At 45.9% G+C, this 23,534-nt stretch carries 21 protein-coding genes and 2 pseudogenes; 6 read left to right on the forward strand and 17 right to left on the reverse strand.

Translation table 11 applies throughout. From position 1 onward, the window contains the following. Positions 1–7: 7 nt before the first annotated feature. The 3 genes from CSH92_RS00435 to CSH92_RS00445 all read right to left on the reverse strand — a co-directional run bounded on the left by CSH92_RS00435 (position 8) and on the right by CSH92_RS00445 (position 3,085). Positions 8–1,021, reverse strand: coding sequence for an extracellular solute-binding protein (locus CSH92_RS00435; RefSeq protein ID WP_100655644.1), 1,014 nt, complete (start codon positions 1,019–1,021; stop codon positions 8–10). Between the two features lie 105 nt (positions 1,022–1,126). After that, entirely contained in the window at positions 1,127–2,770 is a 1,644-nt protein-coding gene (locus CSH92_RS00440; RefSeq protein WP_100655645.1) for an ATP-binding SpoIIE family protein phosphatase, read from the reverse strand. A 9-nt stretch (positions 2,771–2,779) separates the two neighbouring features. Beyond that, positions 2,780–3,085, reverse strand: coding sequence for an STAS domain-containing protein (locus tag CSH92_RS00445; RefSeq protein WP_100655646.1), 306 nt, complete (start codon positions 3,083–3,085; stop codon positions 2,780–2,782). Between the two features lie 127 nt (positions 3,086–3,212). Here CSH92_RS00445 and yciH point away from each other — a divergent pair, with 127 nt between their 5' ends. The 3 genes from yciH (at position 3,213) to pheA (ending at position 5,778) form a co-directional block, all read left to right on the forward strand. Then, a complete protein-coding gene (gene yciH, locus CSH92_RS00450; RefSeq protein WP_100655647.1) occupies positions 3,213–3,533 on the forward strand; it encodes a stress response translation initiation inhibitor YciH in 321 nt (106 codons plus the stop codon). A gap of 91 nt (positions 3,534–3,624) precedes the next feature. Continuing rightward, positions 3,625–4,425 (forward strand): response regulator, encoded by an 801-nt coding sequence (locus CSH92_RS00455; RefSeq protein WP_100655648.1) that lies wholly within the window; start codon positions 3,625–3,627, stop codon positions 4,423–4,425. A gap of 171 nt (positions 4,426–4,596) precedes the next feature. Further along, a complete protein-coding gene (gene pheA, locus CSH92_RS00460) occupies positions 4,597–5,778 on the forward strand; it encodes a prephenate dehydratase (RefSeq protein WP_100655649.1) in 1,182 nt (393 codons plus the stop codon). A 28-nt stretch (positions 5,779–5,806) separates the two neighbouring features. Here the strand turns inward: pheA and CSH92_RS00465 are convergent, their stop codons facing one another. The 12 genes and pseudogenes from CSH92_RS00465 to ffh form a co-directional block, all read right to left on the reverse strand. Next, the gene (locus tag CSH92_RS00465) at positions 5,807–8,128 is read right to left on the reverse strand and encodes a methyl-accepting chemotaxis protein (RefSeq protein ID WP_100655650.1); all 2,322 of its coding nucleotides are present in this window, start codon (positions 8,126–8,128) and stop codon (positions 5,807–5,809) included. Positions 8,129–8,216: 88 nt separating this feature from the next. Beyond that, the gene (tyrA, locus tag CSH92_RS00470) at positions 8,217–9,362 is read right to left on the reverse strand and encodes a bifunctional chorismate mutase/prephenate dehydrogenase (protein ID WP_100655651.1); all 1,146 of its coding nucleotides are present in this window, start codon (positions 9,360–9,362) and stop codon (positions 8,217–8,219) included. 1 nt (position 9,363) lies between these two features. Next, positions 9,364–10,455: a 3-deoxy-7-phosphoheptulonate synthase gene (locus tag CSH92_RS00475; RefSeq protein WP_100655652.1), complete on the reverse strand. Its 1,092-nt coding sequence runs from the start codon at positions 10,453–10,455 to the stop codon at positions 9,364–9,366. Positions 10,456–10,811: 356 nt separating this feature from the next. Next, the gene (locus CSH92_RS00485; protein ID WP_100655654.1) at positions 10,812–12,353 is read right to left on the reverse strand and encodes an AbgT family transporter; all 1,542 of its coding nucleotides are present in this window, start codon (positions 12,351–12,353) and stop codon (positions 10,812–10,814) included. A 96-nt stretch (positions 12,354–12,449) separates the two neighbouring features. After that, positions 12,450–12,554: pseudogene (locus CSH92_RS17390) on the reverse strand (DapH/DapD/GlmU-related protein); the annotation flags it as partial. Positions 12,555–12,794: 240 nt separating this feature from the next. Continuing rightward, positions 12,795–12,926: pseudogene (locus tag CSH92_RS17395) on the reverse strand (maltose acetyltransferase domain-containing protein); the annotation flags it as partial. 333 nt (positions 12,927–13,259) lie between these two features. Then, positions 13,260–13,619, reverse strand: coding sequence for a 50S ribosomal protein L19 (rplS, locus tag CSH92_RS00495; RefSeq protein ID WP_100642338.1), 360 nt, complete (start codon positions 13,617–13,619; stop codon positions 13,260–13,262). Positions 13,620–13,637: 18 nt separating this feature from the next. After that, positions 13,638–14,402, reverse strand: coding sequence for a tRNA (guanosine(37)-N1)-methyltransferase TrmD (gene trmD / locus CSH92_RS00500; protein WP_100655656.1), 765 nt, complete (start codon positions 14,400–14,402; stop codon positions 13,638–13,640). Further along, entirely contained in the window at positions 14,402–14,923 is a 522-nt protein-coding gene (gene rimM, locus CSH92_RS00505; RefSeq protein WP_100655657.1) for a ribosome maturation factor RimM, read from the reverse strand. Before rimM ends, trmD begins: the two co-directional genes overlap by 1 nt. Positions 14,924–14,955: 32 nt before the next feature. Continuing rightward, entirely contained in the window at positions 14,956–15,207 is a 252-nt protein-coding gene (gene rpsP / locus CSH92_RS00510) for a 30S ribosomal protein S16 (RefSeq protein WP_100655658.1), read from the reverse strand. 150 nt (positions 15,208–15,357) lie between these two features. After that, positions 15,358–16,119, reverse strand: coding sequence for a substrate-binding periplasmic protein (locus CSH92_RS00515; protein WP_100655659.1), 762 nt, complete (start codon positions 16,117–16,119; stop codon positions 15,358–15,360). 26 nt (positions 16,120–16,145) lie between these two features. Further along, the gene (gene ffh, locus CSH92_RS00520; protein ID WP_100656267.1) at positions 16,146–17,534 is read right to left on the reverse strand and encodes a signal recognition particle protein; all 1,389 of its coding nucleotides are present in this window, start codon (positions 17,532–17,534) and stop codon (positions 16,146–16,148) included. A gap of 120 nt (positions 17,535–17,654) precedes the next feature. Here ffh and CSH92_RS00525 point away from each other — a divergent pair, with 120 nt between their 5' ends. Then, a complete protein-coding gene (locus CSH92_RS00525) occupies positions 17,655–18,467 on the forward strand; it encodes a cytochrome C assembly family protein (RefSeq protein ID WP_164084618.1) in 813 nt (270 codons plus the stop codon). An 86-nt stretch (positions 18,468–18,553) separates the two neighbouring features. Continuing rightward, the gene (locus CSH92_RS00530; RefSeq protein ID WP_100655661.1) at positions 18,554–19,852 is read left to right on the forward strand and encodes an HlyC/CorC family transporter; all 1,299 of its coding nucleotides are present in this window, start codon (positions 18,554–18,556) and stop codon (positions 19,850–19,852) included. Here CSH92_RS00530 and CSH92_RS00535 read toward each other — a convergent pair. Further along, complete coding sequence (locus CSH92_RS00535) at positions 19,849–20,031, reverse strand: hypothetical protein (protein ID WP_100655662.1); 183 nt, start codon at positions 20,029–20,031, stop codon at positions 19,849–19,851. The two genes, CSH92_RS00530 and CSH92_RS00535, sit on opposite strands and share 4 nt — an antisense overlap. Positions 20,032–20,101: 70 nt before the next feature. Next, positions 20,102–20,605 carry a phosphohistidine phosphatase SixA gene (gene sixA, locus CSH92_RS00540; RefSeq protein WP_100655663.1) on the reverse strand — a complete coding sequence of 168 codons (504 nt, stop codon included), beginning with the start codon at positions 20,603–20,605 and terminating at the stop codon, positions 20,102–20,104. A 163-nt stretch (positions 20,606–20,768) separates the two neighbouring features. Here sixA and CSH92_RS00545 point away from each other — a divergent pair, with 163 nt between their 5' ends. Then, on the forward strand, positions 20,769–23,531 hold the full coding sequence (locus tag CSH92_RS00545; protein WP_164084619.1) for an insulinase family protein: 2,763 nt from the start codon (positions 20,769–20,771) through the stop codon (positions 23,529–23,531). Positions 23,532–23,534: the final 3 nt, after the last annotated feature.

The following is a 23,534-nucleotide window of genomic DNA, read 5'->3' on the forward strand; positions in this document are numbered from 1 at the left end:
ACGATAATTATTTCCACCCGATACGGTCCATCAAACGTAATGCATCGTCATTGAGCTCGCCAACTTGCTGCAAATCTACCGCTTGCGCGTTAAATTCTCCAAAAGACATTAACAGTTCGCTCCATGGTACGTCTTTAACCACTGGGTATTCGTTATTTTCTTGGGCATACCAACGCTGACTTTCCGCCGATAACATAAATTCAATTAGCGCCTGTGCATGAGCAACATTGGGTGCATGTTTAGCGATGGCAATACCCGAAATATTGATATGAGTAGCGGCTTCACTGTCGGCCCAGTGCACTCGCACTTGACGGGCTTGTTCTCGCTCGTTCTCATCTGCTGAAGTTAACATGCCGGCAAGGTAATAGGTGTTTGCGATGGCGATACTGCATTGACCTGCCGCCACGGCTTTAATTTGATCACGGTCACCGCCCTTTGGCGCACGTGCCATGTTATCAACAATGCCTTTTGCCCACGCTTCTACGGTCTCAGTATCATGTTCAATTAATAAGGCTGCGACCATGGATTGATTGTAGATATTGCTCGACGAGCGCACACAAATTTGCCCGCGGTAGCGTGCATCGGCCAAATCAAAAATACTCTTGATGGCACTGGTGTCTACTTTCTTTGGGTCAAACATCATTGGGCGCGCGCGTTTGGTCAGTGCGATCCAATGCATATCAGCATCACGCAGATTATCAGCAATTAAGCTTTGTGCCAGGCTACTGGCGAGAGGTTGAGTAATTTCCGCTTGTTTGGCGCGAACTAAACGTCCAGCATCGGTGGTGATCAACACATCGGCAGGACTAAATTGCCCTTCCGTTTGCATCCGCGTAATCAACGCGTCAGCGTTGCCGGTAATCAAATTAACTTCCACACCTGTTTTTTCACTGAACTGGTCCAGCAACGGTTTTATAAGCGCCTCTTTACGCGCTGAATAGACATTAAGCTCGGCAGAAAAACTTGGACTTGAAAAAACCAATAAGGCAATTACGGCGGATAAAGAAAATTTGAACGACACAAAGCACTCCTGTTGTTTATTCGTAACTGATAATAATTCTCAATTACATTAAACTCAACTGCTTTTATTTTTTTGTCCAAATTTTACCTTTGGTTGTTCGCTGATTCAGATACCGATTGTGACTTCAGTGGTTTTCCCACCATCTTTGAATTGCACTCCGGCTGAAAGCTCGCGCAGTAATGTATGACCGCGACCGTAGTTAAACTCATCGGTAACCGTATCAACCGCAACAGGATCAAAACCGTTTCCACTGTCGGTAACCGCAACAATTAACTCCCGAGTTTGCGGATCAAAGCGTGCGTGTAAATTAACGAAACCTTCAGTTAACGTTTCAAGGCGTTCAGAGCGTAACGTGTAGTACTCAATGAACCCTTCACTAGTTGATTTCAACGCCGAACTTAACTGCAACACGCCATGTTCTAGCGCATTACTGTACAGCTCAGTCATGATAGTGAATAGATCCGAGCGCACCCACGACAACCCCAATTGACTGCAAATCATATCGATAAAATGTGGTAATGACTCGCCTTGACGCAATAAATCTGGGGTTAAGCAAGTTGATATCTGAAATGGTAGCGGAGATAACTCGTGCGCTTGTTTTAACTGCGATAGATCCTGACATTCAAAGATCGTTAGGCTGACGTCGTCATGAGGAAGGTTTTCTGCTGCGAATTTACGTATTTCGGCTAATAATTGATCGACAGTAATTGTGGAATTGCCAATGAACAGTCGCTCCAAGCCCTCTTCGCCAAACATCTCACCTTCATTGTTGTGTAATTCTATCAGTCCGTCGGTATAGGCAATTATGCGAGAGCCGAGCTCAGCTTCGAAGGTTTCATCGATATCATCAAATTCATCATTCTCGAGAATGCCTAAAGCCATATGCTGCGAGGTAAAACGTTTTAATAACGCACCATCAGGCCCTTGCAGTAACAAATCGGGCATACCACCATTCCAAACATTTAGCCGGCGTCCACTTTCACTAACCTCAACGATAGCCGCAGCAAAAAACATATGAATAGGTAGCAGCTTTTCTAAGGTTTTATTAAGTGTTGTGGCAATTTCTGACACCGACAACCCTTTACTGGCCATCGCCTGAAACGCCCGAGTCACTGGTAAAGCGCCAATTGCCGAGGCCAAACCGTGACCGGTGAAATCCCCCATCAAAAAGTATAGCCCACCGTTGGGACTGGCCTCACACAAGAAAACATCACCGCTAAATTCGTCAGCAGGAAAATTGCGATAATCAAAATACGGCGTTACCGTCGGACTATTCACAATGGCCTTACTGAATATGTGTTCGATGATTTCGCGCTCACGTTCTACGGAGTTGCGAAAGTAGGTCAATTGCTGATTTTGCGCGTCAAGACTTTTACTCAACTCTCGCGTTCTAAGGTGGGCTTTAACTTTTGCGATAAGGACAGTTTTATCGAAGGGTTTGGAGACAAAATCATCTCCACCAACATCTAGACAACGCACAACGGTCTCGCGCTCATCCAATGAGGTGATAAAAATTATCGGTAGATACAAGGCATCATTGGCCGACTTCACACGACTGGCCACTTCCAAACCATCCATATCGGGCATAACAACATCAAGCAGAATTAGGTCAGGATTGACTTTCTCACATAACACCAGAGCTTCATGCCCTGAACGCGCTTCATATACGTCTAAATAGCCCTGCTCTTCCAACATGTGTACTAGCAGAAAGCGATTAATGGACTCATCGTCAACGATTAATACGCGCATCGACAGTCACTACTTAATGTCGAATTTTTTATCAAATCTAGAAATAGTTAAGATTTTAAGCACTTGCGGACGGCTGTGCGAAATTACATAACGTGAAATAGCGGTACCAAGCACTTTTTGCATATTCAGCAACATGCCCAATGCTGAGCTATCCATATACTCAGTATCAGCCAGATCCACCTCTATCGTTTTTACTGATTCGGGTAAATTTGAGTAAGAGTTACGAAAATCCTGCACTTTGCCAAAATCGAACTTATCATCCATCTTGATGATCATGGTTTTTTCGTCGGCAGATAACATTGCTTCTAGAGCCATAAGTTAATTACTCGCTTGCTAGATGAAAAGGTTATTTATTCAAAGTTCAGTGTAGCACTGAACTTTGCGTTTTGTTTTAATTAAACAATGATAAAAAATCAAGTAATGACTCAGGTGTGATAATCAAATGTCAAGCAACCCCCTAGTTTACTCCACCGAAACCGGAAAAATTAAGCCCAAAACCCCTAGCAAAGCCGTTGATAAAGGCGATGGCATTGTGCGCATCCACCGCGAAACCAAAGGCCGCAAAGGCAAAGGTATGTCTATCATTAAAGGGCTTGGTCTTGCCGAACCTGAGCTAAAAGCCTTATGCAAAACGTTAAAACAGCAGTGTGGCTGTGGTGGGTCAGTGAAAAATGGCAGTATTGAGATCCAAGGCGACGTGCGCGAGAAGCTGAAAGATCTATTGCAAAAGCAAGGCTTTACAGTAAAACTAGCCGGTGGTTAATACACCTAGCGTGTTGCTTGTAAAGACTTTCGTCTACACTTTAAGTATTGCCGTTAGTGCAACCCCGTGCGCTATATAACTTGGACACATTATGGACAAACTTTCGATTTCAGATTTAAGCCTTTTGTTGGTTGAGCCGTCAGATACTCAGCGTAAAATAATCACATCACTGCTTCTGAAAGAAAAAGTGAAAGAAATTGATGCTGTGTCAACGGTTGCTGAAGCCGTTGCGGCGTTGAAAAACCACGCAGCCGATTTGGTCGTTAGTGCCATGTACTTTGAAGATGGCACAGGACTGGATTTACTCAAAATCATCAAAGAAACCGAGAGCATTGCGGCAACACCTTTTATGTTGGTATCGAGCGAAAATCGCTTGTCGAAGCTAGAACAATTTAAACAAGCCGGGGTCGCCGCTATCTTGCCCAAGCCCTTCGAGCCCTTGCATCTCTCGCGCGCGCTCAATGCCAGTTTAGATCTCATTAACACCGATGAATTAGAGCTCGATTTATTTGATATTCATGATGTTAGGGTTCTGTTGGTGGATGATAGTAAACTTGCGCGTAATCATATACGCCGCGTTCTTGAAGGCATGGGGTTACGCAAGATCCGCGAGGCTGAAAATGGTGCGTTAGCGCTAACCTATTTGAAAGACGAATCATTTGATTTAGTGGTTACCGACTACAACATGCCAGAAATGGATGGTCGCGAGTTGTCCGAGTTCATCCGCTTTAATCCAGAAACTACCCATATCCCAATCATCATGGTCACCTCCGAATCACAGGATAGCGCTCATATGGCGAACATTCAGCAAACTGGGGTAAACGCGCTGTGTGATAAACCGTTCGAGGCGAATGAAGTACGGGCAATGCTAGTCGCCCTGCTGAGTGAATAATTAAGCATTGACAAGGCTCGGGCATCCACATAAAGTCAAAGCATGCAAAGAATAACTATCACCACTCGCTTTTTTACTTTTATGTCTGTAAGAGATTAGGCAGGGTGGTGCCGTATTTTTAACTAAAACCTCCCACTAGGGAGGTTTTTTTTTGACAATAAAGGATTGTCTATGCCAACTGACGCTCTTGAGCCTTTGCGCTTATCCATCACCGAATTGGATACTAAACTACTTGAACTGCTGGCCGAGCGCCGTCAATTTACTAATCAGGTAGCAGAAACAAAAATCAAGCACCACATTCCGGTGCGCGATCAAAAGCGTGAAGAGCAGTTACTGGTGCGCTTGATCCAGCAAGGTAAAGCTGTCGGACTAGACCCTCACTACGTTACGCAAATTTTTCATGTGATCATTGAAGACTCGGTATTAAACCAGCAGGCAATGTTAGCTGCCCGAGCTAATCCGGGTAGTTCGCTGCCGCTAAACCGCGTAGCTTTTTTGGGCGATAAGGGTTCGTACAGCTATTTGGCCACACAAAAATACTTTAGTCGACGCGCAGGTGAGTTACTCGAAATTGGTTGTCAAAGCTTTGCCGAGATCATTCATAAGGTAGAGAATAATGAAGCTGACTACGCCGTCTTACCCATTGAGAATACGTCTTCAGGCAGTATTAACGAAGTTTATGATCAACTGCAACATACCTCGTTAAGCATCGTTGGCGAACTTACCCACCCGATCCGCCATAGCCTATTGGTGAGCAGCGATACTTCAGTAGCAGCGATCAAAGTCTTGTATGCCCACCCGCAGGTATTTGCCCAGTGTAGTCACTTTTTGGCTGAACTCGGCAGTGTCGAAGTAAAACCCTGTGACAGTACCTCTGCGGCGATGATCAAAGTCAATGAATTGCAAGATCCCAGTGTGGCGGCCATTGGCAGTGAAGCTGGCGGCTCACTGTATGGATTGCACGCAATTAAATCCAACCTAGCCAACCAAAAAGAAAACCATTCACGTTTTATCGTTGTTTCGCGTAAAGCGGTGAGTGTGCCGTTGCAGGTGCCCGCGAAGACCACAGTAGTTATGTCTACGGTACAAAAACCCGGGGCATTGGTGGAGGCCCTACTGGTATTAAAAGACAACGCGATCAACATGACCAAGCTGGAATCGCGTCCAATCCCTGGCAATCCATGGGAAGAAATGTTTTATTTGGATGTGGATGGCAATATCGAAGACGGCCCTATGCAAAACGCACTGGAGCAATTAAGTAAGATTACGCGCTATTTTAAAGTACTCGGTTGTTATCCTAGCGAAGAAATCAGTCCAACACGGGTCGCTGCTGTCAATGCACTGGCGGATTAATCCGCCAGTAGCAGTTCGGTAAATTCAGTTAAACTTTGAAACGATCGACCAGCGCATTAGCCTGAGCTGCAATGCGCGCCAAATCTCCTGCAGCAGCACTAGTTTGTGTTGCACCCTGCTCCACATCAGCGGCCATATCAGAAATCTGGGTAATGCTCTCCGTCACTGAATCAGACGTGGTATCTTGCTCAGTGGTCGCGGATGCTACCGTGTCAGTCATTTCTTGCACTTTATTGATCGTATCAGCAAGCTCATTCATTGCTACCGTCACCAAGTCTACCAAATGAATACCACCATCGGCTGCTGCTGCAGCTCGCTCCATGGCGTTGACCGACTTATCCGACGACATATTCATTTTTTCTACGATTTTAGAGATTTCCACCGTATTTTCCTGTGACCGCGTAGCAAGTGCTCGAACTTCATCGGCTACCACAGAGAAACCACGCCCTGCCTCGCCAGCACGCGCCGCTTCGATTGCAGCATTAAGTGCCAACAAGTTGGTTTGGTCAGCAATACTGGTGATGACATTGAGTACAGTAGTGATTTGATTCACTTCAGCTTTCAATGAAGTAATAACTTCACTGGAGTCGCGGATCAAATCAACCAAGAGTTTAATGTTATCAGCCGCCATATCCGCCCGTTCCATATTTTCGTCCAGACTGGATTTCGCTTTCACGCTGAAATCGCGAGTTGTCACGGTGGAGTCTGCCACTTCTGCTATCGAGGCTGAAAGTTCCTGCATGGCAGATGCAACCATATGGGTTTGGTCACGCTGCTCTTTTGACGTTTTCTCGCTTTGTTCGGTAATGGCACTGAGCTCCTCAGACGCCGAGGCAAGTGAATGAGCATCTTCTTTTACTTGGGAAACTAAATCACGAATTTGCCCAATGAATGTATTAAACGCACGGACCACGCGATCAATTTCAGGAATATTACTTTCGTTGAGGCGAATGGTTAAATCACCCTCACCCGTGGTTAGGCCCTCGCAGGTATCACCGAGCTTGTTAATAGGTGCCGCAAGGGTCCGTGCCATAAAGATGGCCACACCAGCGCCAATCAATAGGATAATAAAGCCCACTATGGAAACCGACGTAGTTAACGAAGCAGACAACTCAGCCGCCGGGCGCAAGGCTTCTTCTTCATCAATTTCTGCTAGCAGAGCATAGGTAGAATCACCAATTGTGATTGGCGCATACGCCGAATACACCGCCACATCGCGATAATCAGTGACGATATCAAAACCAGACTGCCCACGTAAAGCGGCTTGTGCGCTGGCGGTGCGCACCGGTTGAATGCCAACAGTCGTGCCGCTAGATCGCGCATTTTTAGCCACATTGGGGTACTTTTCGCCGACCGCGGCATAATACGCTTCTGGCGATTCCAAAAAAAAGCGACTTTCCGTGAGCAGCAGCCCGGCAGGATTAACAAGATAGGTTTCACCAGACTCACCAAAGCCGCGTTTTTGCCATTCCTGCCCATGAGTAAGGATTTCGTTGATCCGATCCAGGGGAGCTTGGAAAATTAATACGGCAATCGCCTGCCCGTTGTCGTAAATCGGCGACGCAATAAACCCTGCTAATGCGTTATAGGAAGGCAAGTAGGGTTTCAATTCAGTGAAAAATATTTGATCGCCTTCACTTGCCGCCGCGGCCAATTTAAAGGCTTCGCCAATACCCGTATTCGCATAAGGCCCAGAACGCAAACTGGTGGCGTAATCCAACTCTTTATATACGCTATACACGATATTACCTGTCGCAATATCGGCAATAAAGATATCGTAGTAACCAAATTCTTGTAAAAACTGACGGATCGTGGGGTGATATTGCGCGTGCAAACGTGCATATTCAGTACCATTGGACAAGCCAACTAAGCCGTCCTTTTCGCCAATCTCATAGCTCGACCCCGCAATAAAATCGTACTGTAGCGATTGTGCATTGGCGTTCAAACCAGTCACTAAAGCCGTTGGATCTCTTAATGCTTCGTTATTGCGCTCTTCATATAAGCGGGCAAAATCATTGGTGTAATAACTTTGCAATGCTGCGCGCTCACCGCTGCTAAGGGTCGAACGCTGTGATGAATACTGGTTAAACGCAGGGATAAAGGCTTTCGCTGCCTCTATGATGTAAGGTTCGCTGGATTTCACCCTGATCTGTGATTCAATGGTATGGAAATAGCCTTCGACCGCTTCGGCTACTTGGGTGTTCTCGATAGTAAGCTTTTCTCGGGCTGATTTTTCAAGCGCTGCGGTAGACTCTGACACCGCCGTATTTAATGACAGCACAGCGGTTAATAAAATTGCACCAAAAACCACTGACAATACGGTTATCAATAATCTTAACTTAAATGTCATACACGAGCCCTTATTTCTACTGAAAACTACTTCACTTAAAGGATTAACCTATAGTAAATACCAATACCACAAGGTCTGACCAGTTTATTTACTTCTGCCAACGCAGCATCTGGTCATCATCGGCTTTAAGCAGCAGTTTCTTGCTGTCTACCAGGCATTGCTTGGCATACTCACCAAACCAACCGCCTATTTGCATAAACTGCTTGATAAAGGCTGCTTTATCACCATTTTCTAACACCGCAAGGGCCTCAGTAAAACGCTCGGAAAAGCGTTTTAGTAAAGCGATATTGCGCCGATCATTGAAGATAATATCGGCATACAATTCAGGGTCTTGAGCGAAAAGTCGACCCACCATAGCTAATTCTAGACGATAAATAGGAGAACTAAAGTTTGTTAGTAATTGTAGGTTGGGATTTTCATGTTGCAAGTGCGAGCCGTACACGAAAGTATTAAAGTGGCGCATTACTTGGATAAAGGCCATTGATGAATCATGCGCTTCAGCCGTTGCCTCCTGTACCTTTGCGCCCCAAATGATCATCTGCTCGATGAGCCATTGATACTGCTTTGCACCGCGGCCATCACATACCACTACGACTTGCTTCACCATGCCGACCGAATCAGGGCCAAACATGGGATGTAGCCCCACCACAGGGCCGCTGTGTTGAGCCAACATGGCATTTAATGGCGCTTGTTTAATACTGGTAATATCAGCCAAAACACAATGCGGGGGTAATTGAGGAAGCTGTTGTATCACCTTTTCGGTTAGCGTAATCGGTACACAAATCAACACCAAGTCAGCTTTACTGAAGTGTTGTTCGGCATTGTCCCAATCATCTTTTTCAACGACGCTAACCGTATAATGACTGCGTCGAAACAACTCAGTAAAGATGCGCCCAAGAGCACCAGCTCCGCCTACCACAACCACGTGGCTAATGGCTGGATTTGCTTTTAGAAATTCGCCATCTTGCGTAGCGTATGATTCGCGCATGATGCGGCGTAAAAGATCCTCAACCATATTGGCTGAAACACCTTCATCTTCTGCCTGCTGACGGCGTTTTGCAATTAGCTCCGCTTCACGCTCTGGCACATAAATAGGCATCCCCGTTTGGCTTTTGACTTTGCCGACTTGGGCTGTCACCTGAGCACGGCGACGCAACAAATCAACCAGTTGGGTATCCAACTCGTCGATTTGTTCCCGTAATGCCGCTAATGTAGCCGCTGGTGTTTTTTCCATATCAAAGTTGACTGGTGAATTTACTTTGCCGCATCGGGAGCACCGTAATTAAACGCTCCCGTGCCTGTGAAATCACTGCCTCTGTGGTCACCCAATCGATACAGCCATCAGTTATCGACACACCGTGCTGTAATGCATCACGGGCAATGCCATCACTTTTCTGATTGCCTGCGTTGATGTGGCTTTCCAGCATAATACCAATAATTGATTGATTTCCCTCAAGGATTTGATTAACCACATTTTGCGCCACCAAGGGTTGCCGGCGATAATCCTTCGACGAATTAGCGTGACTACAATCAACCACTAAACTGGCTGGCAGGTTAGCTTCTCTAAGTTCGCGTTCACATTCGGCCACACAAACACTGTCGTAGTTAGGCTGCTTGCCACCGCGTAAAATGATATGTCCGTCTGGGTTACCTTGGGTTTTGATGATACTCACCTGCCCTTGTTTATTAATCCCCATAAAGCTATGCCCTGATGCCGCCGATTTAAGCGCATTGATTGCAATCTCTAAACTGCCATCAGTACCATTTTTAAAGCCCACCGGCATTGACAATCCACTGGCCATTTCACGGTGTGTTTGTGACTCACTCGTGCGCGCGCCAATTGCAGCCCAGCTGAACAACTCTGCCAAATATTGCGGACTAATAGGGTCTAAGGCCTCTGTCGCCAATGGCAACTCCAGTTCAGCCAACCAAATCAACAGTTCACGGGCTTTGCGTAAGCCGGCTTCAATATCAAAAGTACCGTCTAAATGCGGATCATTAATCAGCCCTTTCCACCCTGTGGTTGTGCGCGGCTTCTCAAAATATACCCGCATGACTATATATAGACTGTCTTTGCAGGTTTCGTGTAATTCTTTTAACTTTAACGCATACTCCTTCGCGGCCTCGGTGTCGTGGATCGAACAGGGTCCACAGACCACCAGCATGCGATGATCGCGACGATGAATAATGTCGGAAATAACCTGTCTTGACTGCGCAATCGCTTGCAACGCCTTGTCGCTTACGGGCAACTCGTTCGCCAATTCCTCGGGAGTCAGCAAGACTTCTTCAGAGCTAACATGAATATTATTTATGGTGTCCTTGAACATTGAAATCTCAGTAAAAATTAGAAAATAAAAGCATTAATTCCATTGCAGCGAATGTGCGAGGGTGAGGCGTTCTGTCTTTGTATTATTATGTTTACAACCAGCCAGTAAACATTTGCCAGCAATCCTTGACTTTTTATCAATTCGAGCAGCGATTAGCAAGTGAAAATCCGGTAAAAGGCAAAGTTTATTTGTGCCATGGCATTAAAGCTGATTATTACTTTAAACACTGGAATTGTAATGCCTTATATGTAAACACCGTTCGTAGCGATTCGAAAACTTGAGGAAGTGGTTTTACAGTGCAGAGTGTGCGCAGTGCGACTAGCATAGGTTAGTCGCACTGCTTTGGAGGTCGCTTTTTAACCTGCGGCCGGATAGACGTAACTTGCTTGGATGCCAAGTGGAATATCTAAGCCCCAATAGGCTAGCAAGAATATAGTCCATAACAGCAAGATGGAAATGCTAAACGGCAACATCAGAGACAATAATGTACCAATCCCCGTGGACTTAACGTAGCGTTGACAATACACCACCACCAACGGGAAATACGGCATCAATGGTGTAATGATATTTGACGAAGAATCACCTAAACGATAGGCGGCTTGGGTTAAATCCGGTGAAATATTCAATTGCATCAACATGGGAACAAAAATCGGCCCCAGCAGAGCCCATTTCGCAGATGATGAACCAATAAACAGATTAACAAATGCTGTCAGGAAAATGATCCCGACAATCGTTACCATACTCGGCAGCGCCATGGCTTTAAGCACTTGAGCACCCTCAATGGCTAGTAAGGCGCCTAAATTTGACTTCCCAAAGGCATCGATAAATAACGCACAGAAAAAGGCCATAACAATGTAGTAGCTCATGCCCTGCATCGCCTTGGTCATACTGTCGATCATGTCTTTAGTTTTGGTGTACGTGCCCGACATATAGCCATAGACAATACCGGGGAGTAAGAAGAGCAGGAATATCAACGGTACAATTGATTGCATTACCGGCGCAGCAAAACTGGTTAACTCACCATTTGCGTCGCGCATGGGTGAATCCGCAGGATACAAGATCAGTACTAAAGCAATAATGCCCAATACCATAGTCGCGGAGGCAAAACGTAATGCGCGGGTCTGGCGTGGGTCAAGATCGTCAAATTTAGGAATATCTGCCGGATCACCATCCACCTCGACATCTTTCAGTCGTGGTTCAATGACCTTGTCGGTTAAGTACCACGCGATACTCACAATTAATAGCGTCGAAGCACTATTAAAGAACCAGTTGTTGAGCGGATTAATTTGGATAGCCGGATCAATAATCTGCGCTGCACTTTGGGTAAAGCTTTGTAGTAGAGGGTCAATCGCGGACGGAATAAAGTTGGCACAAAATCCACCACTTACACCCGCAAAGGCCGCAGCAATACCGGCTAACGGATGACGCCCCATGGCGTAAAAGATAACCCCTGCCAGTGGAATAACTAAAACGTACCCAGCATCAGTGGCAGTGTGGCTAATGATCGCTACCAGTACTACCATCGGCGTGAGCAAACTCTTTGGCGTCGCATCCAGCATTCGTTTTAAACCGGCACTGATAAAGCCCGAGTGCTCTGCGACCCCGACACCCAGCATTGCAACCAACACAACGCCCAAAGGAGCAAATCCGGTAAAGATCTTGACCATACGACTTAAAAAGTCAGCCATAGCATCACCGGTCAAGAGATTGTTAACCACGACGGCTTGGCCAGTGCGCGGGTCAATGGTATCGAAACTAACACCAGATAGCGCAGCCGAGAGGGCCCATACAATTACTAAACAGATAAAAAAGATAATTGCCGGATCCGGCAGTTTGTTACCAACGACTTCGACTTTGTCGAGAGCGCGGGTTACCCAAGTAGAATTTGTTGTTGTCATAGGTTGCCTTACGTCTATTATTCTAGTTCTAATAAGCCGTTCTATTTAACCACAGCTCTTGGCAACTGGCTATTTTATAAAGATGGTTTTTGCCGGGACATCTTTTACAACAACCGCACCGGCCGCAATGATTGCCTCATCACCGATTCTTACGCCAGGCAAAATAGTGGCGTGTGCACCAATCCACACATTATTGCCAATATGGATCGGCGCCACATACTGCAAACCTGATAATCGGAGTTCTGGCTCCTTTGGATGCGTAGTTGCGGTTATCACACAATGCGGACCAACCATGACATTGCAACCAAAATGAATGTCCGTGCCATCCAAAATCGTAACACCATGATTGATAAACAAATGTTCCCCAGCATAGATATTGCCGCCATAGTCGCAGTGAAATCCCGCCTCAACTATCGCTCCCTTGGCATTCGGTAATAATTTTGTGAGCACGTTTCGACGTTCTGCTTTGGCATCAGGGCTGAGCTGATTGAGTTGAAAACACAATTGCTTAGCACGATGACGGTACACTTTCTGTTCCGGATCATCTGGCGCTAACGTTTGATATTCAGGCACGAAATTACCGCATAAAAATTAACATTCGCTATTATTTGCTTGCGATCTACTCATTGTCTAGGGCAAATGTTTGAAGCGATCATGATAATTGCGTTGCGTTCGTATTAAAACCTAGCCCTAGAGTCCAGATATAATCCCCTTTTGTTGCTAAATGCACAGTTTGTAATTGCTGGCTGCAGACGTATTTTGCAGAATTTGCTTTTGCTAGCTGATGATTGTTAGAGGTGCTGAACAAACGGGCGGGAGAATTAAAGCTAGCTTATCGATGAACACAAAAAAGCCCGCGATATGCGGGCTTTCGAATTAGTTAACGTTAACGCAAAAATTGTTAATTTAGCTAAGTTTTTCTTTGATACGTGCAGATTTACCTGAACGCTCACGAAGATAGTAAAGCTTAGCACGACGCACGTCACCACGACGCTTGACTTCAATTGCTGAAATTGCCGGGCTGTGAGTTTGGAACACACGCTCAACACCTTCACCACTTGAGATTTTACGTACTGTGAAAGACGAGTGCAGGCCACGGTTACGCTTCGCGATAACAACACCTTCATACGCCTGAAGACGCTCTTTATCGCCCTCTTTTACACGCACTTTTACGATAACTGTGTCACCTGGGCCAAATGCCGGGACGTCAGTTTTGAGCTGTGCTTGCTCAATTTTCTTGATGATATCTTGACTAACTTTACTCATCATATCCTCTCGTTCGAGTTAACTGTCATCTTGCTGCTTCCACGCATGTTGAAATTCATCTAACAAACGTTTCTGCTCCTCAGTCAGAGCTCGATGATTAATTAATTCAGGACGTCGCAACCAAGTTCTGCCGAGCGATTGCTGTAAACGCCACTGCCTGATTTTTTCGTGATCGCCGCTCAGCAAGACACTGGGTACGGCTTCATCACCTAACACTTCGGGCCGCGTATAATGCGGGCAATCCAGTAGATTCTGGCTAAACGAATCTTGCTCTGCCGACTGTTGATGCCCTAGAACGCCCGGTTTTAAGCGAGCGACGGTATCCATCAACACCATTGCAGCAAGTTCACCACCACTGAGAACGTAATCCCCAATTGACCATTCTTCGTCAATATGAGCTTCAATTACGCGCTCATCAATACCTTCATAACGCCCACACACCAAAATCAACTTTTCGTTTGCAGCTAACTGCTGCGCACCTTGCTGATCCAGTTTGCGCCCTTGCGGTGACATATAAATCACCTTCGCGTTATCTCCAGCAGCTTGTTTCGCTGCCAGAATTGCGTCTGTTAAAGGCTGAACCATCATCAACATCCCTGGTCCGCCACCATAGGGGCGATCATCGACCGTACGATGCCTGTCGTGGGTATAGTCCCGTGGATTAAAATGCGCTAGTTCAATTCGCCCAGACTTAACCGCCCGCCCGAATACGCCTTCCTGAGTCATGTTATTAAACATGTCAGGAAATAAGCTAACTAACCCAAACCAACTCGTGGTTGGCATTAAAACCCTGGATCCCAATCAACAGTGATTGTTCGCGCCTGCATGTCTACCGTTTTAACCACACTCTCGCGGATAAACGGCAGCATACGTTCTTTTTGACCAAAAGCGTCGTTGCTCCGGGCTTTGACCAACATTACGTCGTTCGCCCCCGTTTCAAACATCTCTTTTACTGTACCTAATCCATAGCCTTGCGTGGTTTCCACCTGCATGCCGATTAGATCACGCCAGTAATAGTCATCAGCTGATAACTCAGGTAACTGATCTACGGTTATCTGAATGTCCAGGTTTTTAATGCTTTCAGCATCATCTCTGGATTCAATTCCCGCAATTTTCGCTACTAGGGTTTTCCCACTGAAACGCCATTGTTCAATCGTGTATTCTTTTTCACTTCCCAAAAACCATGGGGTGTAATCAAAAATACCCGTTGATTCATCGGTATAGCTGTTGATTTTGACCCAACCTTTAACGCCGTACGGCGCGCCGATTTTGCCTACCACCAGTGTGTCAGACGCGTGACTCATCTATACCTCTTAAGCAATTGCTTAATAGCTGCTTACGCAGCCGCTTTCTTTGCATCTTTTACCAAGCGTGCAACGCGGTCAGAAAGACCAGCGCCTTGACCAACCCAGTGCTCAACACGGTCTAGATCTAAGCGTAAACGCTCAGCTTGACCTTGCGCAGTCGGGTTGAAAAAGCCGACGTTTTCAATAAAACGACCGTTACGTGCACGGCGGCTGTCTGCCACCACGACTTGATAAAATGGGCGCTTTTTCGCACCACCACGCTGTAAACGAATAATAACCATAAATGCCTCAACTCGTTGTAGCGTTACCGTTAACTAATTACCTTATTTTCAGAGCAAACATAGCCACCCCAAAATTAAGGTCGCGAGATTATACGGGATTGAGCGTTGATAGCAAGCTTTACGGACGTAAAAATTTAAAGTTTTCAGCGCTTAACACTGCACAAGCGCTAAACCTGAGGAGGAATTATTTTGGCTAACAGAGAGCGCCTGATTGAAGGTCTCTACCCACTGCTCTTTTACCGCCCGCTTGTTGAAGATAAAGTGGACGTCATTTTCGTACAAAATTTCAGCGGCCACGCGCCAAGGCTCACCGGTTTGATCAAGCGCTTTCAAGCACAATGCATGGCGATCATCGATTACTACGTCAACACGCTCACTTTGCAACCATTGCAAGCGTTCATTCAACGCAAAAGCATGAACAAATTGAGCGGGATATTGCTGTTGTAGTTTAGCAACTTTTGGCCCAAAGTAACCATTCATGTTCATTGCCACTTTTGCCCCAGCAGCCATGACTTGTGCAAACGGCATTGATTGCTCACTCGACAGATTATTACGCACAGCAAAGCCTATGATTTCACTTCGGTAGGGTAACGAATAATAATAATCCGCCGCGCGTTGTTCAGTATAACTGGCCCCCAAAGAGAGATCGAAGGTGCCTTTATGAAGTTCCCGGTGAGTGCGCTGCTCATTCATTCTAACCACCGAGAAACCGCACTGAATAGAGGTTAAAACATCATTCAATAAACGATAATCCTCGCCATCGTAACGGTGAGAGGAGAGTTGATAAAAATACGGCGGCCAATTTCCCGCGAAAGAAACAACTAAAGGTTGCTCACATGCGAAGTTGGGATTGGTCGCGGAGGCAAATTTGCTAAAAACCAGTAACAGCAACACTACGATACTGAGTTTCACACTACCTCCATGAACGTTAAATCACCTTAGCGCGGCGGAAACATGCCACCCGGGCCACCAAAGCCACCGCCAGGTGGCATCATACCTTTCATATTACGCATCATCTTTTTCATGCCGCCGCCAGACATTTTTTTCATCATTTTTTGCATCTGCGTAAATTGCTTCAACAAACGATTGACGTCCTGAATCTGGGTTCCTGAACCTGCTGCAATGCGTTTTTTACGCGAGCCTTTGATTATATCAGGGCGCTGCCGTTCAGCCGCGGTCATAGAGTTAATGATAGCTTCCATTTGATTAAATTGCTTATCATTGGCTTTGTCTTTTATTTGCGCAGACATATTGCCCATTCCCGGCAACTTGTCCATTAGGGACATCATGCCACCCATATTCCGCATTTGCTCTAATTGCTCTTTGAAATCTTGTAAATCAAAGCCTTTGCCTTTCTGAACCTTTTTGGCTAACTGCTCGGCCTTCTTCTTATCGACCTTACGTTCCACTTCTTCGATCAAAGAGAGAACATCGCCCATCCCCAAAATGCGGGACGCCAGGCGCTCTGGATGAAACGGTTCAAGCGCATCCAGCTTTTCGCCCATTCCGAGAAACTTTATCGGTTTACCAGTAATATGACGAACAGACAATGCCGCACCACCCCGTGCATCACCATCTGCTTTAGTTAAGATTACCCCAGTTAACGGCAAAGCATCATTGAAAGCTTTGGCTGTGTTTGCCGCATCTTGCCCGGTCATAGCATCAACCACAAACAGCGTTTCAACGGGCTTAATCGCGCTATGTAAGGCTTGGATTTCGGACATCATCTCGCCGTCAACATGCAAGCGACCGGCAGTATCCACCAACACAACATCAAAAAATTTTACTTTGGCGTGTTCAATGGCAGCTTCAGCGATATCAACTGGACGCTGCAGGACCGTTGAAGGGAAGAATCCAACATCCACCTCGCTGGCGAGTGTTTCCAGCTGTTTGATCGCAGCAGGTCGGTAAATATCCGCACTTACTACAAGGACCTTTTTGTTTTCACGCTCTTTAAGATGCTTAGCCAACTTACCGACGCTAGTGGTTTTACCCGCACCTTGAAGACCAGCCATCAAGACTACCGCGGGCGGCTTAGTCGCTAGGTTAAGCTTTTCATTGGCAGCGCCCATAACCGACTCAAGTTCGGACTGAACAACCTTGATAAACATTTGCCCAGGTTGCAGACTTTTAGACACTTCTGTGCCCAAGGCCCGTTCTTTAACCTGATTAACGAAGGCCTTGACCACCGGTAAAGCAACATCGGCTTCTAGCAAAGCCATGCGAACTTCACGCAATGTATCTTTTATATTGTCTTCTGTTAGCCTGCCTTTGCCGCTAACATTTTTCAGCGTCTTGGAAAGACGTTCCGTTAAATTTTCAAACATGACAACCGCTTGTTTCACTCTATTTGCTGGCAGTATACCGAAAATTCCTCGCCCACTAAATAAAAGCGTAGAAATTGCTTGATGCGTTGATTACTATTTAGCTCATAACTGATGAAATATGTGGAACCCATTATTAGCATTACGGTTTACAGTCTCGCGTTCATAGCCATCCTGTCGTATGCAGTGGCTGCGTTGTTGTTAACGCAACAATTTTTTCAAAAGTCGGCTACGTCTCCAACCGTAGGGCGTTGGCTAGCAAGTGGTGCGGCACTGGCGCATGTCATCTTAATTTATCTTTTGATTGCCGCAGGCGATGGACAAAACATGAGTCTCACCAACGTACTTACGTTGGTAGCGTGGATTGTCACCGTTTCTATCCTAGTCAGCAGTTGGTATTTTCGCAGTAATTTACTGCTCCCGGTGGTCTTCGGTTTCGCTTTCTTATCAATTATTTTATCCCTGATCGTCCCCGGCAGTTACGCCGTTAGTATTGGTCTTAAGCCAGGATTGATCGTGCATATTACGCTGTCGCTATTGGCGTATGGAGCATTAATTATGGTGATGTTGTATGCACTCCAAGTGGAATACATCAATACCCGCTTAAAACGTAAAGACAGTGATTTATTACATTCGTCGTTGCCGCCTTTGATGATGCTTGACCAAATTCTGATTAAGCTTTTATATACAGGAACATTATTACTCTTGATAGCCGTTATCAGCGGCGCAGTATTTTTAGATAACATGTTTGACCGCCAACATGTGCACAAAACCACCCTAACCTTGATTGCGTTCTGTCTGTATGTGTTTACAGCCTTTGCCAATCACCGCTGGGGTTGGCGTGGTCGTCCCATTTTCATTCTGGTGGCCATTGGCAGCGGATTATTGACTCTGGCTTACTTTGGCAGCCGCTTCGTGCGTGAAATCCTGTTGTAATTCACTGAGCATACGCCACAATGTACTTGAACCGAAAAACATCAAGCTTTAAATTAATCCCTGTTTTATTACCCAAGGATCCATAGTTGGACGCAATCACAACCAGTACGCTTTTTACTATTCTTACCGTCTTGATCCTCTGTTCGGCGTATTTCTCCAGCTCTGAAACAGGAATGATGTCGATTAATCGATATCGCTTAAAACACCTTATCAACGAAAAGCATAGCGCCGCCTTACGTGTTGAAAAACTGTTGGCCCGTCCAGACCGTCTGATTGGCTTGATCCTGATTGGCAACAATCTAGTGAATATAGCAGCGACCGTGGTTGCTACTGAAATATGTATGCGCTTGTTTGGACCTATTTGGGGCCCAGTTATTGTTACTATCGGCCTGACCCTGGTCATTTTGATATTTGCGGAAGTGACGCCTAAAACGTTGGCCGCACTGTATCCTGAAAAAATTGCCTTCCCTAGTTCAATGTTATTGTTGCCATTGATGACCTTGATGTATCCCTTTGTATGGGCGATCAATGGAGTAACCAACGGTCTCTTAGCACTGCTTAGGATACGTCCAACGGATGGCAGTGATGACTCTCTGAGTCGCGAGGAACTGCGAACCATTGTGTTTGAAGCCGGTAGCATGATCCCAAAACGCCACCAAGATATGTTAGTGGGTATTCTAGACCTTGAGAATGTCACCGCTGAAGACATCATGGTACCTCGCAACGAAATCTTCGCTATCGATGTCAACGATGATTGGAAAGACATTCAACGCCAATTGGTAAATTCGCAACATACTCGGGTGCTGCTGTATCGTGATACCATCGATGATGCCGTTGGCTTTGTGCATGTGCGCGACGCATTGAGACTGTTATCCAAAGACCAGTTTTCAAAAGCGACTTTGATCCGCGCAGTACGTGAAATCTACTACACACCAGAGTCGACCAAGCTGCATACCTTAATGTATAAATTTCAAGCCGAAAAAGAGCGCATTGGATTGGTCGTAGACGAATATGGCGACATACAAGGCTTAGTCACCCTAGAGGATATTTTAGAAGAAATCATTGGTGAATTTACCACCAGCATGATCCCAACGCACAGTAAAGAAGTGACTATCCAGCAAGATGGCAGTGTGTTAGTTGATGGCAGTGCTAACGTGCGCGAGCTGAATAAAGAAATGAACTGGGAGTTGCCTACTGAAGGTCCGAAAACGTTGAGTGGATTGGTGATCGAATACCTAGAAGAAATCCCAGAATACAATGTTAGCTTTCGGTTAGCCGGTTACCCTATGGAAATTGTAGACTTGTCTGAAAATAAGGTGAAAACGTTACGTGTCATGCCAGAGTTGTATCGGCCGAACGTTAATTCTATTGACGTTAGTAGCTAACTAGTTGCTCTTCGCGCTTTGATCTTGTCCTTGTAAAAGCGCACGCGTTGATTAAGCAGATCCAGCTTACTCAGAAGCGTCTTCAGATCATCGTCATCTGCTATATCTGCTTGATTGCGGTGTTGCTCGAGCGCTTTTTTTAACTGCTCAGGCAATGCCAACGAGGCTTTGCTTGTCATTAGAAGAGTTCTTTTCAACGTCAATGTTTGCGATTACTTATTATCGGAAATTGCGTCATTTTCTGAATGATTAATTGTGCAGTTGTTCCAATTCAAGCAGACGACCACGCGCAGTGGCATTATCGATATCAATAACCGCAAATGCGCTGGTGGAGAAAATCGGTGGTGTCTCTAACTGTGCCAGTTCGGCAGTTAAAAAGCTGACCAAGGGCATGTGACTAACCAGCAACAGGGTTTGTTGCTCCGCAGTCGCAGTTTCGGTATAGCCTAGCACGATGTTACGTGCCGTGAACGGTGAACTCATAGGTGTTATGTCAGCGCATTCAACACGCTGTTTTACCGCAATGCGTATCGACAATACATCAAAGGTTTGCTGCGCACGACGGTATGGACTCACCAACGCAACATCAACTTTTTGGTTAGGCAAAAATTTAGCCATCTCAACACTCGCTAATTGCGTTTGATTGCGCCCACGATCGGTCAACTGCCGCGACTTATCATCAATCAGCGCCGCCTCAGCTTCGCCATGTCGAACAATAATGACCCGTGTTTTTGCATCTGTGTGAGCAGACATAAAGCAAATCTTTTACCGCCGTTCTATATGCGCAAGTGTAGGCATAATCATGCGGCTTTAGCAAAACCTTTTATGCGATTTATCCGCTTTATTTTTCACTCTAGATTGTAACTCAATTTAACTACGCTATGCTGTTGAGATGACAGCAGCATGCAGGTACGCAGTGACAACACAAGCAATTGTTTCATCTAGCCGGGTTCTGGCGAATGGTACTGAGGTCATCTGGATCCAAGGTGCTGACGCTGAAAAGTCAGCTATTGCGGTTAGTTTCCGGTGTGGCCATTTTTATGACGATAAGGATTGCCCTGGTCTCGCTCACCTGTTAGAACACATGTTGTTTATGGGCTCACAAAATTTCCCCGACGCAAATACAGTGTTGCAATCAATTGAATTGCTAGGGGGTCAGTTAAACGCCCACACGGGCACCGAATTTATGACTCTGCACAGCCGCTTTTCAGCGTCGGAGATAACACAAGTCGTCCACTTGTTAAGTGCAATGCTAAGCGCCCCTCTATTCCGTATACCCGACATTGAGCAAGAAATCGCGACCATTGATGCAGAGTACCAATATAAACGTAAAGATGATCTGCGCAGGCTATATCAAGTACACAAAGAAACCTGCAATCCTGATCATCCGTTTAGTCAGTTTTCCGTCGGCAACGCCGATATATTCCGGCAGTTTAGCAGCACTGAGTTACAACAACGACTACACCGATTGCACCAACGTCAATTTCGACCATCGCAATGTAAAATAGCCGTGATAAGTGCTGCCTCGCCATTTACTGCCCTTGAGCAGCTCAATATTGGGCCACCCGAAAATGTTGACGTATCGTCTTTAGTATTGAATTTACCTACGCTTTATCGCCCCGCGCAGAAACAAGTGCTAATCGCGGTGCAGTCCTTGTCAGAAGCACATCGTTTGATCATCACCTATACCCTCGGCGAGCTATCTGCAAATGATATTGAAGCGCTGGGCCTAATAAGTCATTTGCTTGGCGATGAAGGCCCGGGGAGTTTGTTGGCGCTGTTAAAGTTTCATGACTGGGTCATTTCACTTAGCGCAGGAGGAGGCATTGAAGGCGCTAACTTTAAGGACTTCAATATTAGTTTGCAGCTCACTAGCCAAGGTGCTGAGCATATTGACGATATCGTGCATAGCGTAGTGCACTACCTAGAACTACTCCGTCAAACCGATACATTGGAGTGGCGTATCCAAGAGAAACGCCAGTTGTCATTATTAATGGCAGCAACCCAGTCGGTCACGGCAGATACTGAACTTTGCAGCCTGCTAGCGGAAGGGTTGTTCCGCTTCTCGTCCGCGACATTAATGCAACTACAATTCAGTAGTGCCGATTATAGTGTGACTCATGTTGTCTCCTTACTCGACCAGTTTAGTCTGAATAATTTGCGGATCAAACTCATCAGTCACACGGTAGCGGGTGATCAAATTGCTCGCTGGTATAAAACCCCCTATCGGGTTACCCCTCTGTTACCACAGCAACTTGAGCAATGGTCAAAAACAGACAATCCAATTATAGACTTATCCAGCCTGCGCCTACCGGATCCTAACCCATTCATCGCAACAACCACTGAACGCCGCAAAAAATCGGGGCTTCCAACGCTGCCAGAAGAAGTATTTAGCGCACAAAATTGTGAGTTGTGGGCTGCGACGGATCCAAATGACGATGGCGCTAAAGCAGACGCGTACATATCCTTAGAAAGCCCGGCGAATGCACAAGGTGTGGAGATGTTGGCTGCCAAACGTTTGTGGCTTGGGTGTCTAAATGATCGCTTACAACAACGCTATTACGCAGCTGAAGTGGCTGGGCTTAGCTATCGCCTGTATGGACATCAAGGCGGCTTAAGTGTCCACACTACGGGGTTTGCTTTCAAACAAAAAAACCTTATCTTGACTCTGTTCGAAGAACTCTATGAGCATCATGATTTCCATGCGAGTTTTGCGCGCATAAAATCGCAGCAGCAGCAAAGTTTGCGCAATAACCTATTGAACAAACCCATTAACCGGTTGTTCACTCGGTTAGGTGTGCTTATGCAGCGCCATAGCCATGCTCCTAACGACGTTCTAAGTGCGATGCAAAATCTATCATTAGAGCAAGTGGAAAGTGCGTGGCAGGCATTATTGAAACAATGTTATTTGCAAGGTTTCATGCATGGCGGTTGGCGGGTGGAAGACATTCACACAGTGGGTGAAACCCTCGCTCGGTACAGTGCGTCCGACGACAACATCTCCATACTTAGCCGCGATGTCGCCAAACTGACTCCGGCTAAGACTTACTATCAAGAACTTGATGACTGTCATGACGATGCCGCAGCACTGCTTTTTTTACAAGCGCCCAGTGATAGCATCCATGACACCGCTTTAACCATGTTGTTAGAACAGCTGCTGGCAACCCCCTTTTTCGACTCTTTACGCACCCAAAAACAACTGGGCTACTTGGTAGGTAGTGGTTTTGTCACCCATAATAGTCACCCAGGCATGGTCTTTTACGTGCAATCACCAACGCACGATGCGAATACATTAGTCAATGAAATCACTCACTTTTTAATTCAGCAAATTAACAATATTGACTACTATCAGCGCTATTTTCCGCAAATCCGCAGTAACCTTATCCGCCAACTATTAAGCCCTGATCTAAGCAGCAGTGCCAGAGCTCAGCGGCTTTGGGTTGCCTTAGGAACAGGTACACCCAACTTTAATCGAAATGCCGCGATTGCCAATTCCATTCAGCAATTATCCTTTGACCAATTAGTGACTCATGCAAAGGCTCTTCAACAACGCGAATTATTTGGTGAAATGGTACTTTATAGCACCGGCAAATGGTCAATCGAGGCTCAGTTTGCTAAACGGAGTAATACCGTAGCAATAAACGACATCGAAGCATTTAAAGCCCAGATCAATTACTGAACA

This window comes from Neoalteromonas flava (genome assembly GCF_002807685.1).
In the GTDB taxonomy this organism is placed as follows: Bacteria; Pseudomonadota; Gammaproteobacteria; order Enterobacterales; family Alteromonadaceae; genus Alteromonas_E; species Alteromonas_E flava.